This window comes from Simiduia agarivorans SA1 = DSM 21679, assembly GCF_000305785.2.
GTDB lineage: Bacteria > Pseudomonadota > Gammaproteobacteria > Pseudomonadales > Cellvibrionaceae > Simiduia > Simiduia agarivorans.
In genome coordinates this window covers 1,504,710-1,519,207 of record NC_018868.3, presented here as the reverse complement: position 1 = coordinate 1,519,207, position 14,498 = coordinate 1,504,710, and the positions used below count along the sequence as shown (strand labels likewise).

Sequence of the window (14,498 nt, the reverse complement as noted above, 5' to 3'; positions counted from 1 at the left end):
AAACCATGTCATTTAAAAACCGTTTTGGGCCGGGGTTTCTGGTCGCCGCCGCATTTATCGGACCCGGTACTGTAACCACTGCCAGTATGTCGGGTGCCAATTTTGGCTATGCGCTGTTATGGGCGTTGGTGTTTTCGGTGCTGGCCACCTGGGTATTGCAGGAAATGGCCGCGCGCCTGGGCCTGGCCACGGGCAAAGGGCTGACCGAAGCCTTGCGGGGCCAGATGGGGCACCCCTGGTTGGGCTGGGCGTGTGTGGGCTTGGTACTGGCTGCGATCGGGTTTGGCAACGCGGCGTATGAGGGCGGCAATATTGTGGGTGCCTCCATTGCGCTTGAATCCCTTTGGGGGCAGGGCCCTTGGGCGCTGTTGATTGGCGGGCTGGCATTTGCATTGCTGATGGCGAATTCATACCTGTTACTCGAGCGCGTGCTGGTGGTTCTGGTGCTGCTGATGAGTGCTGTATTCCTGTTGACGTTCCTGGCGGCAGAACCCGATTGGGGCGCCATTGCGGGCGGGCTGGCACCGGGATTGCCGGAAGGGTCCGCGGTGACCGCCTTGGCACTGATTGGCACCACAGTAGTTCCCTATAACCTGTTTTTGCATGCATCCAGCGTGCAGGAAAAATGGGGTCGCCTGCCTGCGGGGGAGGCAATTTCACTGGCCCGTGCCGATGCGGCCTGGAGCGTGGGGTTGGGTGGGCTTATTACGCTCGCCATCATGAGCACGGCGGCAGTGGCGTTTTTTGGCCGCTCGGAAGGCTTCAGTGGGGTGGCCATGGCAACCCAATTGGAACCTTTGTTAGGCAGCTGGTCTCGATGGTGTTTTGCCGCCGGTTTATTTGCCGCCGGTTTGAGCAGTGCTATTGCCGCGCCCCTGGCGGCGGGTTACGCGGTGGCGGGGGCACTGGGCCGCGACCATCCCAAGGCAGCCCAGGTGAAACGTTGGGTGGCGTTGGTGGTCGTGGTGGTAGGCACAACCCTGGCATCGCTTGGTATCAAGCCGGTGACGGCCATTGTATTCGCCCAGGCGTTTAACGGTTTCCTGTTGCCGGTCGTCGCCGTATTCCTGCTCTGGGTCATGAATAACCGGCAGTTGCTGGGTAACCACGTCAATGGTTGGCTGGCCAATGGCGTGGGTGTGGTGATTGCGTTAGTGGTCAGTGCGCTGGCGCTCTGGAAGCTTTTTTAAACTGCTACACTCTCAGTGTATTGCGATTTGGTTGGCACAATGCACTGGATAGAAAGCCTTTCCCGGCGGTTATTGCGCGGTACCGATCTTCAGGCGCTGGAGGACGGGCGGCGGGTGTTGTTGGTGGTTTTACTGACCACGCTGGGTGTCGCGACTCTGCTGATTTTTGGCGTGCTAAGCTACGCTTACGACCGATACCTGTTAGCGGTTTTTCTGTTGACCGCCGGTGGCATTGGCATCCTGAACCTGCTGGTACTTTTTTACAGCCATAATTATTCCCGTGCCGCCGTTGTCATGGCGTTTGTCACGGCGGCAGTCAGCGGACTTTTGGTCAGTACGGGGGGCGTGGACGGTACCGGTATACTGTGGGTCTATCCCATGATGACCGTAGCCATCTTTACCGCAGGATTCAGGCCAGCCAGTTACATCCTTGCGCTTTTCTCCTGCGCAATTTTGTACATCCTTTATTGGCCGGAAAATCCTTTGTTGCAATACGAGTATTCCGCGTCGGTAAGAACCCGGTTTGTGGTGTCATTTTTCTGCCTGGGCATTATCACCCTGGCGGTGGAATTTGTGCATTCCCATTCGCAGTCCAAGGTGGCTGAACTGCACAGTGAGGTGCAACACACAGCGCAAACAGACGCGCTTACCCAGTTACCAAACCGTCGTTATGTCTCGGAGCGGGTCATCCTTGGGGGTGCCTTTGCGCCGGTGTATCAAGGTGGCTGCGTTGTTTTGGCAGACGTGGATCATTTTAAATCGATCAATGATCGCTACGGCCATGACGTGGGCGATGTGGTTCTCAAAAGTGTGGCGCAGTTTCTGGCCTCGGAAACCCGCTGCGAGGATTTGGTGGTGCGTTGGGGTGGAGAAGAGTTTTTGTTAGTCTTGCCCAAAATCAATCTGGCCATGGCTGAGCGCCGCATGGATCATGTGAGGCGCTATCTGGCAGACATGGATGTCATCTGCCATGGCGCACGTATCCGCGTAACCCTGAGTTTCGGTGTCACAGAAATCAGCGGTAGCGCGCCAGCCAATGGGGTGCTGAAGCGCGCGGACCAAAACCTCTATCTGGCCAAAGCGGCAGGGCGCAATCGTATTGTGGCCAGCTAGCGTGCCAGCAGTATTTTGATAGTGCGCAATTGTTCACTCGCATCCAAACGGCCAAACCGCAGTAATAAATCCGCTTTACCGTCGCGATTGATGTCCGCCGTCTGCACGGGTTCACCGTTTTCCGGCAACAGGGTTTTGTAGCGAATGGCTTTGCTCGCAAACGGGCTTGAGCCCTGCTGGCCGGCATAGATGCGCAGGGCCTTGGTATCTTTGGACAGCAACAGGTCCTTGTAGCCGTCGCCGTTGATATCGGCCAGTTTGACGATGGCACTGCCGGACTGGCCTTTGGTGAGACTGAACTTCAGGTCGACCGTGTGGGCGGTGGCAGGTTCTTCGCCGAACTTGTCGTCGCCGTTGAGCTGATACAGGTACACGTCCTGATCAATACTACCGGAGAGCAATGCGCCGATAATCTGGCCCACGCCAATATCAAACCCGGCCAGCGTGACTTCAAAACGGCCATCGTGGTCGATGTCGACAAAATCCAGGCCGGTGAGTGTGCCATCCGCGCGAATAACGCTATCGGCTTTATTGCCGTAGCTGACCCGGTCAATGAGTCCCTTGCCCAGATAGACTTCGTAATCGTTGGTGCGATCCAACACGCCTTTGCTCTGGGTAAAACGCACCACCATATCGGGCCAGCCATCGTTGTTGATGTCTTTTAACTGATCCAGCTTCCGGTACACCAATTGGCTCTGGTCAAATTCCTCGCCATTGGCATCGCGCTTGTTCCACCAGTCGATACCATTGATGTCGGGATTGATTTTGACCGTGATCGGGTCGCCGAATTCGCCTTTACCGGTTTGCGGGTACACCACCAGTTGACCGTCCTGGGCGTGAACCACATCCATCAGCTTGTCGCCGTTGGCGTCTTCCACAAATACGGCCGGCGCGGAATAGGTAACGCGGCCATTTTCCGCCACCATTTGCGCGGGTATGGGTAATTCCTCTGCCACCCAGTCGCCGTCCGGTGTGCTCAGGTAGAGGTGTAACCGGTTGAAGTCAGCCACTTGTAAATCCAATAATCCATCCTGGTTGATATCGGTCACAAAGCGCGCACGCGCCAGCAGGCTGGTGGCTTCCTGTTGGTAGACGCTGCTGATCTTGGCAATGGATTTGAGTGCGCCGCCGTTTTCGCCCGGTTGATAGGTGGCCAGTTCGTTGGCACTCATAAAAAAGATGCCGGGCCGTTTTTTTTCCGGGTCGCGCTCCATGTCAAAGCTGTGGAAGTGGCGGGGGATGGTGATGTCATCCAGCGTAACGAGCCCGTCGCCCTGCGCGTTCACGCCGTACAGCACCAGATGACGCTCGCTTTTATCATCCACGCCCAAAAGCACGATTTCCAGATTGTCACCGGCAATCACGTCGGCGGCAAACAGGGGTTGGATTGGGGTATAAGGGGAATCCAGCGTGATTTCAGCGAAGTCCTGGCCGTGGCTGAGCGCGCTGGACAACAGGCCGACACCGAGCAGGCAAGAGGAAAGGGCTTTGTTCATGTACAGATCCGTTGTGCGTTTTTATGGGTATCTTAACTGTCTCGCCCCGGCCGGCAAGGGTACTGCGACCAAGTGAGGCGAGGGTTAGACCGTGGATACAGGACAGGGTTCCGTAAGGATCGTGCAGAAGGCTTTTAGGGTGGCGACAATATCCCCGGTGGCGGTTCGGGCGTTGCTCAGAGCCGTTCCAACAGTTTGCTGTAACCACTGCGGCTGATGGCGAAACTCTGGCCACTTTTGAGGTGGGCAAAGCGGGTATCTTTTCCTTCGGTTTCGATATTGGACAGAAAATCCAGATTGATCAGGCAGGAGCGATGGATCCGGCAAAATTGTTGGGGGTCCAGGGATTCCTCCAGTCGGCCCAGACGCTCCTGTTTGATGTGATTGCCCGCAGGGGTATGAATGACCACGTAATCATCGGCGGCTTCAATCGCGATAATATCGGCGGCGGGAATCACATGAACGTCGCCCTTGTCGCGCACCAGTATCCGGCTCAGGTGTCCCTGTTGGCGCCGTATGTCGGTGAGCATGGCCTGCTGTTCGCGCTGTTGGGGTTGATGGTCGGCCAGCCGTTGACTGGCTCGGGCCACGGTCTCCGCAAGGCGTTCGGGCGATACCGGTTTGAGCAAGTAATCCAGTGCGTTGTTTTCAAACGCCTGGATGGCGTAGTCATCGTGGGCGGTGACAAACACCACCAGTGGTGCTTTATCGCCCAAGAGTTCCAGTACTTCAAAGCCGTCCAGTTTAGGCATCTGGATATCCAGAAATACCAACGCAGGCTCCCGTTCGTTCACGGCTTTGACGGCGTCTTTGCCATTTTCACATTCGGCCACAATGTCGATGGCCGGGTGTCTGGACAACAGGTTTTTTAACGCGGTGCGGGCGTGTTGTTCGTCGTCCACGATGAGCGTGGTGATGGGCGTGGTCATAATTTTGCTTCCAGTCGGCGGGCGGCAGGCAGGGGCGGCAACTTGATCTCGATCCGGAACAGGCCGTCGCTGGCCCGGTGGGTCAGGCGTGCATCGTCGCCGTAATTGGCGTGCAGGCGGCGTCGGGTGTTGGAGAGTCCGTGGCCGGTACCGGGTTTGATTCCGTGCGGGTCAAAACTGTTTTCGACGACGACAGTGACCCATTGTTCCTGAGTGCTGAGCCTGATGCGGATAAACGCAGCGTCGAGCTGAGAGCCGGCGCCGTGTTTGATGGCGTTTTCCACCAGCGGAAACAGCAACAGCGGCAGCGTGGCACAGGTCAGGTCGGCGTCGCCATAATCGTATTCAATGGTCAGGCGTTCCCCAAAGCGGGCGCGCTCGATGGCCAGGTAATTCTGCGCGTGTTTCAGTTCTTCCCCAAGCGTTACCGCGGGTTTTTTACCGTGATTGACGCTGTAGCGCAAAAACTCCGACATCTGCACGCACAGTGGATGAATCTGGTCCGGTGCACTCTGCGACAGGTTCGCCAACATGTTCAGGCTGTTGTACATAAAATGCGGGTGTACGGTGGCCTTCAGTGATTGCAACTCGATGGATTTGATCATCAATTGTTGTTCCAGCTGGCGGGCGTTTTTACCCTGTTGCTGGGTTGCCCCCAAAAAGGTGTAGTGCAACATCACCCACACGCCGTACACCAGTAATCCAAACAGGGTGTGATACGCCAGCAGTCCGTCAAGCAGCGCGCCGGCGTCGGTAAACCCCGTTTGCATCAGCAACCGGCTCCAGCCCCAGCCCGCGGTCAGCCATAGGCCGATGGTAATACACGCCGCAAGACCCTGGACGAGCGTGAGCGCAAGGCCCGGTGTCGAGTCCAGGGGTAAGCGCTGGCACAGATACACGTTGGAGATGGAAAAAAACAGTAATAAAAAGTACCAGGGTAAGAATTGCACAAAGGCCGTAAGCCAGAAGATAGGCGCGTCCTTTGCCTGTGCCAGCTGCAACAGTATGAATGACATCAATACGCATAGCAGTGTCCATAATATCGACAGACTTAAAAAGCTGCGATTCGAATTAAATAGCGGGTGCATGAGATTAAGGCTACCTAGTTGGTAATCTCGACACCGCCCATTAATGCCAGGCCGTTAATCACCAGGTGTTTTTGCGGCACCCCTAATTTGTCGGCCAGGCAGGTGGTTGTATTGGTGACGCCGCCCAATATGGGCAGCACATTGCTGCTCACGGAAAAATGGGGCGGCACTTTGATTTCCACACCACCCATGACCGCCATCACATCCAGTTCAATGGTGTTGGCCTGGCTATCGGCTTCGCGGATATCGATTTCTACGCCACCGAGAATCGCCGTGGCATTGCCGCCCACCAGTTTTTGCGATCGGGTGGAGTAGTGGCCGCCGCCCAGCAGGGTAAACACATCGATTTTGGCTTTGTCGCTATCGCCGCTCTGGGTGTTGGCGGTCACCGTTTCCCCGTCATCGGCCAGCTCACCTTCGTAGATATCGCCCTGGCCAAATGGGTTGGCTTGCGCATTTTTGCTGCCCGGGCGCACCAGGTGAAACCCTACGAATAACAGCGCCATGGGCACCAGAATCGCACCCACACCAAAACTCAGTACGTGCAAATTGGCGAGCTGGAACACGATGCCGGCGGCAATGAGGCCATGGGGCAGATATTTACGGCCGCTGGCGGGCGGGTTTTCTTTCTGGTGGTGCAACATCACTGCGCCCAGAATGATCAGCAGCACAGGCCAGTGGCGCAGAATCATGCCCAGCAGCGGAATGCCGATGTTGCTCAGGAACAGCAGAACCGCGAATACGATTAAGCCAATGCCGAACAAGCTGCGGGGGTTCAGATTTTTGTTGTCTTTGCTCATGGTGATTCCTGTGGCTGAAATTAACTCAGGCAGTGGGCCTGGCGGCGTCTGATGCGTCATTGTTCGCGTCCTGTGCCGGATTGTCCAGCGTCTGGGGTTCGGTCTTTTCTGCATGCGTTGGTTCAGTTTCGGCCTCTGCCGGTGCAGCTTTAGCCTCTGCCTCGGGGGCTGGGCCGTGGGGCTGGTGTTCGCCGGTAAACGGGAACGGCCGGGACTCGCTGTTGTAGCTGACAAACTGCAGCGCCTGGTGAATGAATTCAACGATATTGGCGCTCAGGCTGCGCAGGCTTTGGTTATCTTTGCCAAATACCAGCGTGCACAAAAACTGCACGGCGCAAAGCAGCCACATGACCAGGCCCGCCACGTGCAGCATCACACCGTAAATCAGCATATACACCAGCCGTACCCAGGTGTGTTGGTTACTGAGGTTTTCCAGGATCTGGTCCTGATCGATCGGTTGGTTAGACATCGTAGTTCTCCTTTGTTGATGGGGGTAGACTAGCGACCCTGGTATCCAGTGCGGGCCTGGCATCGGTAAAACCGCTCACGGGGTCGGTGAATGGCACCGGGGTATTGCGGGTTGAAGTGCGGGTACGGTGAATGACGACAACAAGGCGAATTACATGACTGCTTCTCTGGAAATTACCGATCTGACCCAAGGTTCCGGCAAGGCGGCCGAAAAGGGCGCGCTGATCCACGCCCATTACCGTGGCTGGCTGACCGACGGCACCGAATTCGACAGCTCCCACAAGCGCGGCGAACCGTTTCAATGCGTGATCGGCACCCGGCGGGTGATTGCCGGGTGGGATCAGGGGATTCTGGGCGATAACCCCATGCGCGAGGGCGGCGTGCGGCGGCTGCAGGTGCCGGCCCATCTGGGCTATGGCGCCCGCGGTGCCGGCGCCCTGATACCACCCAATGCCGATCTGGTGTTTGAAATCGAGCTGATCAAGGTGCTCACCCGGGACGACTGACTGGACTATAGTTAGGGGATCGCTATCGGCTACCGGCACTGCGGGTGCCCGATGGAGTGCGAACTTCCGACGTGGGACTCTCATATGGTCGCTCCGGCTGCAGCTAAGCCACCTCTTGGCACCGAGGCCTGGGACAAACTGGTGCCCGATCTGGCCGGACTGGCCGGTAAACCGCAGGAACACACGCGCCAGCGGCTGGCCTTGCAGCTGTCCACCTTGCTGTGTTCGGCAGCCTGTCTGCATCCGGCCGTTATCGAACGCTTGCGTCCGTTCCAGCGCGCGCTGACGGCGCGCATCCAGCGCACGGGCCTTGCCGATCTGGCACCCGGCCAGCAACCGGCCCGATTTCTCGATTATTGTTACCAGCAAGCGTGCTACTACTACCCGGAAACCGGGCGAGCCGGGCAGGTGTATGCTGAACGCCTGGGCGAGCTTTTCGACATTGCCGCCGATGCGCTGTTGTCTGGTGAAATGGCCGAGCTGGACGCGGCGTTGGTTGAACAGGCCGGTTTTGATGCCCAGCAAATGCGGCGTGCCGCGCTCACCGAGCGGCGTCTGGCCGAGGCGGCCGACGCCGAATTCAGAACCCTGGCGACCCAGCAAACGGCTTTATCGGTCATCAACAAACCACTTGCCGGGGCCCAGTTACCCGAGGCGTTGCCGGCCCTGATTCGTGCGGGGCTGGTGGGAGAGTTTCAGTATTTACTGATCAACAAAGGGCCGGAGGCAGCGAGAGCCGACGGCTTCTGGCGTTTGTGGGAGCAGCTGTTAAGCCGGCTGGCCGTGGTATTTGATCCCGACCTTGAAGATCAGCAGTTATATGCGCTGGTGCCCAATATGCTGGAACAAATCGAACTCAGTCAGTCGCTGCTGCCCGATCCCACCACCGGTTACCGGCACCTTACCGACACCCTGGCCGATGCGCTGGCAACGGTGATTCAAAAGCAGCCGCAGGCATTGGTGACCTTCACGCCGATGCAGGTGGATCAGCAGGTGCCCGATCTGGTCCGGCTGGCCCCTGGCGTGGCGCGTGAGCTGGCCGCCCTGGAGCCGGGAGGGTGGTACAAAGTGACAGACGAGCAGGGCAGTGGCATGCGTTGCCGGCTGGCCTTCAAGAACCCCAAAACCGGTTCGTTGATTTTCTCCGACTTCAGCGGCAGAAAAGTGCTGCATAAAAGTTTTGAAGCGTTCGGCCTTGCGTTGAGTGCCGGCGTGATCGAACCCTTGTTACCGGACAATGTGCAGACGCTGGTCGCCGATTGGTTAACACCGCTGCTGACCAGGGTGGCCCGTGCGCGTGCCCGCAAGGCCGACGAGGACAGCCGCGCAGGGCAGGAAGAAACCGAGGAGTCTGCGCCCGCTGCCGGCGCGGTGGCTCAATTACGGGCGGCCGCCAAGGCGCGCGCCGAGGCCGCCGCGCTCGCTCAACAGCAATTGCAACCCGAGCTGGAAGCGACCCCAGAGCGGCTGCAGGCTGCGGCCGAACAGCTGGACCGGGCCCATGTGGGTGCGCAATTCAGTATTACCGATGAGCGGGGGGAAACCCATAAAGTCAAACTTTCGGTCATTATCAAATCCACGGGGAAATATATATTTGCCGATCAGTTAGCGCAGAAATGGGGCGAGTTTTCCCGTGCCCAATTGCTGGAAAAACTGGCGGCGGGACGCGCAGTGATTTTGACTCAAGGCAACTTGTTTGAAGACCAGCTTGCAAAAGTGATAACGGGCATTCGTCGGGATTTTTCCTGACGCCGACTGGATAAGCATTGGAAGACGCAATGATGACGCACCAGAATTCTCCGCAACCGCACGGCCAGGTGACTTCGCCTTCGGAAGAATTGAGAGCCGAAAGCCGACTGGCCAGCCGGCTCGATGTGTTTTTATCTGTGCCGGGCGACGGTGCCGGTGAACAGATTCTTATTACCCGGTGTCTGGATGTGTCGGCCAATGGCTTGAGGGTGTTGGTCGACCACACCCTTACGCCGGGTACGATTTTGCAAGCGGGGGTCAGACATCGGAGTCCGGGCTTCGATAATCCTCTGATTCTGATTGCTGAAGTGATGTGGGCCCAGGAATCGCATGGCGAGGCGTTACTGGGCTTGCGTTTGTTCGAATCGGAAGACAGTCACATCGGTCAGTGGAAGCAAGCTGTGGCGAGTTGGCTGATGCTGCCCGACGACGTATAAAAAACACACTGTTACGCGCCGTGAGTAACGCGGCTTATCCCTCTCAATCTGTTACCGAATGCAACACATTTGGCACCAACGTCTGTTGCAATGTGCTCGTCTGGTCGCACACCTGTTTAGTGAATCTGATACCTTGGTTTGAAATTTTCAGCATGGTTTCGAATCATTCAACCGGGCATTTTTCATCGTCTGGTTTCATTTCGCAACATGCATACGAATCCATAAAATATTCCTGTTTGAGTCGTAGTGCTCATGGGTTACTCAACGTAACATTTTTCCGAGGGCAGATACGCGCGGCTGCCCTCGCAAAAAAATTCTGAGTCACACAGGAGTATTCGTAATGAATTGTATGAAATGGATTGCGTTGACTGGCGCGGCAACGCTCGCGGTGGGCGGCATGCCGTCGATGGCCAGCGAGGTTGAATTGAAAACCGCCTTCTCGGTTGAAATGAGCCGCTACGGTGAAACCTGGAAGCAGGAGAAATTCCAGGTGGAAGTGGAGAACGTCAGCGCCAACAAGCAGGTGTACCTGCATCGCGAATTGGCGGACGGTAGTTGGACGAGTATTCCCATGGCCTTTGAAAGGCCCGTGGATGGTGATACCGAGCTCTGGAGTCTGTCGGTCAATGCCGGTGATTGGGGCGATGAATTTGTCGTTAAAATGACGGCCGAGGGTCGCGAGTACTGGGACAATAACTACGGCGCCAATTACCGCCACCTGGGCAGTGGCCATTTGCTCGGGAAAAACCGGCCATTGGCGGTGGAGAGCTATTATGAAACACCGGATTTCAAATCCAGCAACAACTTCCTAACCACCAATATCGTGCTGGCCAATATTGCCCATTATAAATCGGTGCAGGTGATCTACACCAAAGATAACTGGGCCACCAGCCAGGCGGTAGATGCTCAATACGGCGGCGCTGTGCTGAACTGGGGTTACGGTAGCTACCCCAATCCCAGTGCCAACAATACGGAACTCTGGAAGGCGGATTTTTCCATCGCGCGTTCCGACCGCATAGAGTTTTACGTGAAATACAGTGTGGATGGCGTGGATTATTACGACAATAACGGCGGCGCCAACTACCGTTTTGGCTATGTGAAAAACTATCCTTACATGAACCTGCGTAACTCCACCTATTGGAACTCACCATCCGGTATGCGCCTGGTGGATGACAACCTCTGGTCCTTTACCCTGACCCTGCAGCCGGGTGAAAACCGGGCCATCAAGTTCGATGTATTCGGCGATTGGGCGGTGAATTTTGGCGACAATAATGGCGACGGTTACGTTGAGCAAAATGGTGCCAATATTCCATTGCCCGATGGTGAAGGGCAATTCCGGATTACGTTTAATTCGTTAACTGGGCGCTACACTGTGCACCGGTTCGGCCTTTAAAGGAGACGGGCCCCGTGCGGGGCCCGCTTTTTCAGTTCAGGTAGAGTCCGTCAACCCCGATTTTTCCGGGACCATTTTTCACCCATATGCGGGCGCCGTAGGCGGGAACATTGAAATTCATACTGCCATTGCTGACACTGATACTGGTGCCGGTAATGGCATCCACGTAAGTACCATTCTGAATCCCCGAGACATTGATGTTCTGAGCGCCGCTCGCCGCCAGTCCCACAACGGCATAGCTGCCTTCAGCCGACAGATCGCGCACAAAACTCATGCCGGCACTCCATTCGTTCACCTGACTCATGCCAGCTTTTTGCAGAGCGGGTACTGCTTTGCGGATCTGGTTCAGTCGCTTGATGTGCTGATACAAGGGGTGCGATTGGGTTTGCGCCAGGTTGTCCAGATGCGGGCCGAAGTAGGCGCGGCCAGTCTGGTCAATGGTGTCGTTGGCGCTGGCAATATCCTGCGGCGTGCCCGCCTGGAACATGATTTCCTCACCGTAGTAAAGTGTGGGAATACCGCGCGCAGTCCACAGTAAGTTGTAGACCATGGCGGCATTGGCTTGCTCGCCGCCGTAACGGTATTTGAAATCATTGTCCGGGCCCACATCGTGGTTCTGGAAAAACGTCACCAGTTTGGTGGCATCGCCATAGACCCAGTCCATCGCAAATATGCCGCCAATACCGCCAAAGTTGCCGCGCGTTACGTTATCGCGGAAGGTGGAAAACAAACTGAAATCCAACACCGACAGGCCCGAATCGCCACCGCCGTTGGGATTGGACGGGTCCTGCGTGGTGCGGGTATACCACCAGGGCCGGATCACCGCGGAGGCATTGTCATTGGCAATTTCGCTACCCCAACCGGTGCCTTTAACCAGGTTTTCACCAAATACAAACAGGCCCGGTTTGTGCGCCTGCCATTCATGAATGTAGGTAAGCAGCTCATCGCGTTCCACATGTTTGAGTGTGTCCACGCGGATCGCATCCACGCCCATGTCCAGATACATCTTAATGGCGCCGTTGAGGTAATCCTTCACGTTCTGGTTGCCAGTGGCCAGATCAATGGTGTCGCCGGCCATGTGTTTACGTTGCAGGGCCTGCGGATTTTCCCAGTCGCCGCCGGACATAAATCCATCCAGGTGATACCAATCGGGATCGAGCGCCTGCGCATCGATGCCAAAGAACCGGTTGGGGTTGTAACCGGCCGCAGGCACAGTGGCCCCGGTTTGCGGATCGGTGAGCGGGACTATGCCCTCCGGATCGGAATTGCAGCGGGCGCGGTACCAGTCCGGGGCTTTGCTGTTGTCATCGTCACAGCGATTGAGACTGAGATAATCACCCAGATTACCCTGATACGGACCATTGTCGATCAGGCCCTGGCTGCTGCCGGCGGGGACGTAATACTTGATGGGCAGATGATCAATCCACACCTGATTACGCAAACCGTATTGGGAGCTGTGGTTGACCACCACGTCCTGCACCACCTTCAGCCCTTTGGCATGGGCGGCATCAATAAACGCTTTGTAATCGGCGCCGGGGGATTCCAGTCGCGGGTCCACTTTGTAAAAGTCGTAAGCGTGATAGCCGTGGTAATCGAGCCCAGACCGGTTTTCCACCGGTGGCGTAACCCAGATGGCGGTAAAGCCCAGGTCTTTGATGTAATCCAGCTTTTCAATCAACCCTTTGAAATCACCGCGCCAATGCGGATCACCGGCTTTGTAGCGATCGCGGTTGTAATAGTTGTTGGATTCATCGCCATCGTAGAAGCGTGCGGTCATCAGGAAGTAAATGGATTCTTCGCGAAAATCGCCGCTCACCGGCAGTTCACCGATGCGATAGGTGAAGCTTTGGTTACTGCTGTTGCCGGCATTATCCACACTGTAGGTGTTGATGGTGAGATCAATATCCGCACCGGTATCCTGCGCAAAAATGCTTTGCCCGGTGTATAGGGGTGAGCCGGGGCCGGCGGGTGTATTGTCGGTGGTGTAACGCAACACCGGGGCCGGGTCCTGATTGTCAGTGACGCTCAGGGTGACAGATTGGCTGACACTGTAGCTGCCCGGCGCCGGTGACGCGGTGACCAACGGCGCGCTGGTATCTGCACCGGGCGCGAGATTTACATCCAGCGCATGAGTCTGGCCGTTAAAGCAAATGTCGTACTGGCTGTTGGCACTTACCCGGTAATCTTCTGCCGGATAACTCTCGGTCCAGTCGCCGTAGTGATCGATTTTGAAGCGCGGATCATTGCTGCCGAAACTCTGCCGGGTGCAGAAAGTCACACCGTCGGCCGAACTCATGGCCGTGCTGCCCCAGCTATTGGGTGTGCCGCGGAAAAACCAACTGTCGGCGCTGACTTCGGTCACATTGAGTGTGATGCTGGCGTCATCCGTCGCACCCAGGTCGTCGGTGACCGTGACGTTCAAGGTAAAGCTTCCCACCTGGGTGGCGGTGAATTGTGTGCTGCTCTGGTTGCTGCCATCGCTCCAGGCGTAGCTGGTAATTTGTCCATCGGGATCGGTGGACTGACTGGCATCAAGCGTCACCACATCGCCCGGGTGCAGCTCGGTGCTGCCACTGGCGGTGATCACTGCAGTGGGCGCCTGATTGTTGGTGCCGGTGGGCACTATGCTGTATTGACGACTGGCGTCGTTCACCGTGAGCCGGTAATTGCCGGCGCCGGTCACGTAAATATCGCTGCCACCGGCATCCAGCACATTGTCCTGATTGTTGTCGCCGTAGTTGTTGCTCCAATCGCCGGCCACGTCAAACTTCAGTCGCTGATTGGTGCGGCCATCCAGAAAAACATCCACTTGCCATTCGTTGTTGGCCACCAGCGCCATCGCATCGTTGCTCCAGCTGTTGAAGGTACCGCGCGCATGCAGGCTGGGCCAGACGCTGGTAAACCCGCTGCTTTCACACCCGGCCACTGCCGTGGCAGTAATGCTTTTGGTCGCGCTGTTAAATGTGATGCGATAGTGTTGATTGGGCGATACGGAAAAATCGCTGCCCGGGTAGTTCTCGCTCCAGTCGCCGGTGCGATCTATTTTAAAGCGCGGGCCGCCGTTACCATCTCCGTTAGCGAACGCCTGACAAATTTCGAAGGTGTTTGTGCCAGCGGCGGTGAGTGGCGTGGTTGCCCAGCCGTTGGGCGTGCCGCGGAAAAACCATTCCGCCTGCGCACTGACAGAAAAAACAGACGCGCAAAGGCAGCCTGCCAGCCCGAGGGCCAGGGGTTGTGAACTCTTCATTGCTTTGACCTGTGTTTATTTTTATTTTCACGGACAAGCGCGGTATTACCTCTCCCTGTGCGTACCGCCTTACCTCTCCACA

Annotated in this window: 12 protein-coding genes; 6 read left to right on the top strand and 6 right to left on the bottom strand. The window is 56.8% G+C overall.

Annotated elements, in window-relative coordinates; all coding sequences use genetic code 11:
* Positions 1 to 5 precede the first annotated feature (5 nt).
* Together M5M_RS06685 and M5M_RS06680 are read left to right on the top strand one after the other, a co-directional pair.
* Positions 6 to 1,190 carry an Nramp family divalent metal transporter gene (locus M5M_RS06685; RefSeq protein ID WP_029879297.1) on the top strand — a complete coding sequence of 395 codons (1,185 nt, stop codon included), beginning with the start codon at positions 6 to 8 and terminating at the stop codon, positions 1,188 to 1,190.
* Between the two features lie 39 nt (positions 1,191 to 1,229).
* Positions 1,230 to 2,303: a GGDEF domain-containing protein gene (locus M5M_RS06680; RefSeq protein WP_144062405.1), complete on the top strand. Its 1,074-nt coding sequence runs from the start codon at positions 1,230 to 1,232 to the stop codon at positions 2,301 to 2,303.
* On the opposite strand, the gene M5M_RS06675 is transcribed toward M5M_RS06680, so the two are convergent.
* The 5 genes from M5M_RS06675 to M5M_RS19400 form a co-directional block, all read right to left on the bottom strand.
* Complete coding sequence (locus M5M_RS06675) at positions 2,300 to 3,799, bottom strand: FG-GAP repeat domain-containing protein (protein WP_015046716.1); 1,500 nt, start codon at positions 3,797 to 3,799, stop codon at positions 2,300 to 2,302. The two genes, M5M_RS06680 and M5M_RS06675, sit on opposite strands and share 4 nt — an antisense overlap.
* A 176-nt stretch (positions 3,800 to 3,975) precedes the next feature.
* Complete coding sequence (locus tag M5M_RS06670; RefSeq protein ID WP_015046715.1) at positions 3,976 to 4,728, bottom strand: LytR/AlgR family response regulator transcription factor; 753 nt, start codon at positions 4,726 to 4,728, stop codon at positions 3,976 to 3,978.
* A complete protein-coding gene (locus tag M5M_RS06665; protein WP_051143402.1) occupies positions 4,725 to 5,744 on the bottom strand; it encodes a sensor histidine kinase in 1,020 nt (339 codons plus the stop codon). The genes M5M_RS06670 and M5M_RS06665 overlap by 4 nt, the downstream gene beginning before the upstream one ends.
* A gap of 86 nt (positions 5,745 to 5,830) precedes the next feature.
* Positions 5,831 to 6,616, bottom strand: coding sequence for a LiaF transmembrane domain-containing protein (locus tag M5M_RS06660; RefSeq protein WP_015046713.1), 786 nt, complete (start codon positions 6,614 to 6,616; stop codon positions 5,831 to 5,833).
* 25 nt (positions 6,617 to 6,641) lie between these two features.
* Positions 6,642 to 7,085, bottom strand: coding sequence for a DUF4389 domain-containing protein (locus tag M5M_RS19400; RefSeq protein ID WP_015046712.1), 444 nt, complete (start codon positions 7,083 to 7,085; stop codon positions 6,642 to 6,644).
* A 154-nt stretch (positions 7,086 to 7,239) separates the two neighbouring features.
* On the opposite strand from M5M_RS19400, the gene M5M_RS06650 reads away from it, so the two are divergent.
* From M5M_RS06650 to M5M_RS06635, 4 genes are all read left to right on the top strand, one after another.
* Positions 7,240 to 7,590 (top strand): FKBP-type peptidyl-prolyl cis-trans isomerase, encoded by a 351-nt coding sequence (locus M5M_RS06650; RefSeq protein ID WP_015046711.1) that lies wholly within the window; start codon positions 7,240 to 7,242, stop codon positions 7,588 to 7,590.
* Between the two features lie 84 nt (positions 7,591 to 7,674).
* On the top strand, positions 7,675 to 9,339 hold the full coding sequence (locus M5M_RS06645; RefSeq protein WP_015046710.1) for a DUF1631 family protein: 1,665 nt from the start codon (positions 7,675 to 7,677) through the stop codon (positions 9,337 to 9,339).
* Between the two features lie 29 nt (positions 9,340 to 9,368).
* Entirely contained in the window at positions 9,369 to 9,776 is a 408-nt protein-coding gene (locus tag M5M_RS06640) for a PilZ domain-containing protein (RefSeq protein WP_015046709.1), read from the top strand.
* A gap of 340 nt (positions 9,777 to 10,116) precedes the next feature.
* Positions 10,117 to 11,169: a carbohydrate-binding protein gene (locus tag M5M_RS06635; RefSeq protein WP_015046708.1), complete on the top strand. Its 1,053-nt coding sequence runs from the start codon at positions 10,117 to 10,119 to the stop codon at positions 11,167 to 11,169.
* Positions 11,170 to 11,200: 31 nt separating this feature from the next.
* On the opposite strand, the gene M5M_RS06630 is transcribed toward M5M_RS06635, so the two are convergent.
* Positions 11,201 to 14,416, bottom strand: coding sequence for an alpha-amylase family glycosyl hydrolase (locus tag M5M_RS06630; protein WP_015046707.1), 3,216 nt, complete (start codon positions 14,414 to 14,416; stop codon positions 11,201 to 11,203).
* Positions 14,417 to 14,498: the final 82 nt, after the last annotated feature.

Excerpts from the sequence above, each read along its gene's own strand:
- M5M_RS06685 (WP_029879297.1), top strand. The coding sequence starts at position 6 with ATGTCATTTAAAAACCGTTTTGGGCCGGGGTTTCTGGTCGCCGCCGCA.
- M5M_RS06680 (WP_144062405.1), top strand. The coding sequence starts at position 1,230 with ATGCACTGGATAGAAAGCCTTTCCCGGCGGTTATTGCGCGGTACCGAT.
- M5M_RS06675 (WP_015046716.1), bottom strand. The coding sequence starts at position 3,799 with ATGAACAAAGCCCTTTCCTCTTGCCTGCTCGGTGTCGGCCTGTTGTCC.
- M5M_RS06670 (WP_015046715.1), bottom strand. The coding sequence starts at position 4,728 with ATGACCACGCCCATCACCACGCTCATCGTGGACGACGAACAACACGCC.
- M5M_RS06665 (WP_051143402.1), bottom strand. The coding sequence starts at position 5,744 with ATGTCATTCATACTGTTGCAGCTGGCACAGGCAAAGGACGCGCCTATC.
- M5M_RS06660 (WP_015046713.1), bottom strand. The coding sequence starts at position 6,616 with ATGAGCAAAGACAACAAAAATCTGAACCCCCGCAGCTTGTTCGGCATT.
- M5M_RS19400 (WP_015046712.1), bottom strand. The coding sequence starts at position 7,085 with ATGTCTAACCAACCGATCGATCAGGACCAGATCCTGGAAAACCTCAGT.
- M5M_RS06650 (WP_015046711.1), top strand. The coding sequence starts at position 7,240 with ATGACTGCTTCTCTGGAAATTACCGATCTGACCCAAGGTTCCGGCAAG.
- M5M_RS06645 (WP_015046710.1), top strand. The coding sequence starts at position 7,675 with ATGGTCGCTCCGGCTGCAGCTAAGCCACCTCTTGGCACCGAGGCCTGG.
- M5M_RS06640 (WP_015046709.1), top strand. The coding sequence starts at position 9,369 with ATGATGACGCACCAGAATTCTCCGCAACCGCACGGCCAGGTGACTTCG.
- M5M_RS06635 (WP_015046708.1), top strand. The coding sequence starts at position 10,117 with ATGAATTGTATGAAATGGATTGCGTTGACTGGCGCGGCAACGCTCGCG.
- M5M_RS06630 (WP_015046707.1), bottom strand. The coding sequence starts at position 14,416 with ATGAAGAGTTCACAACCCCTGGCCCTCGGGCTGGCAGGCTGCCTTTGC.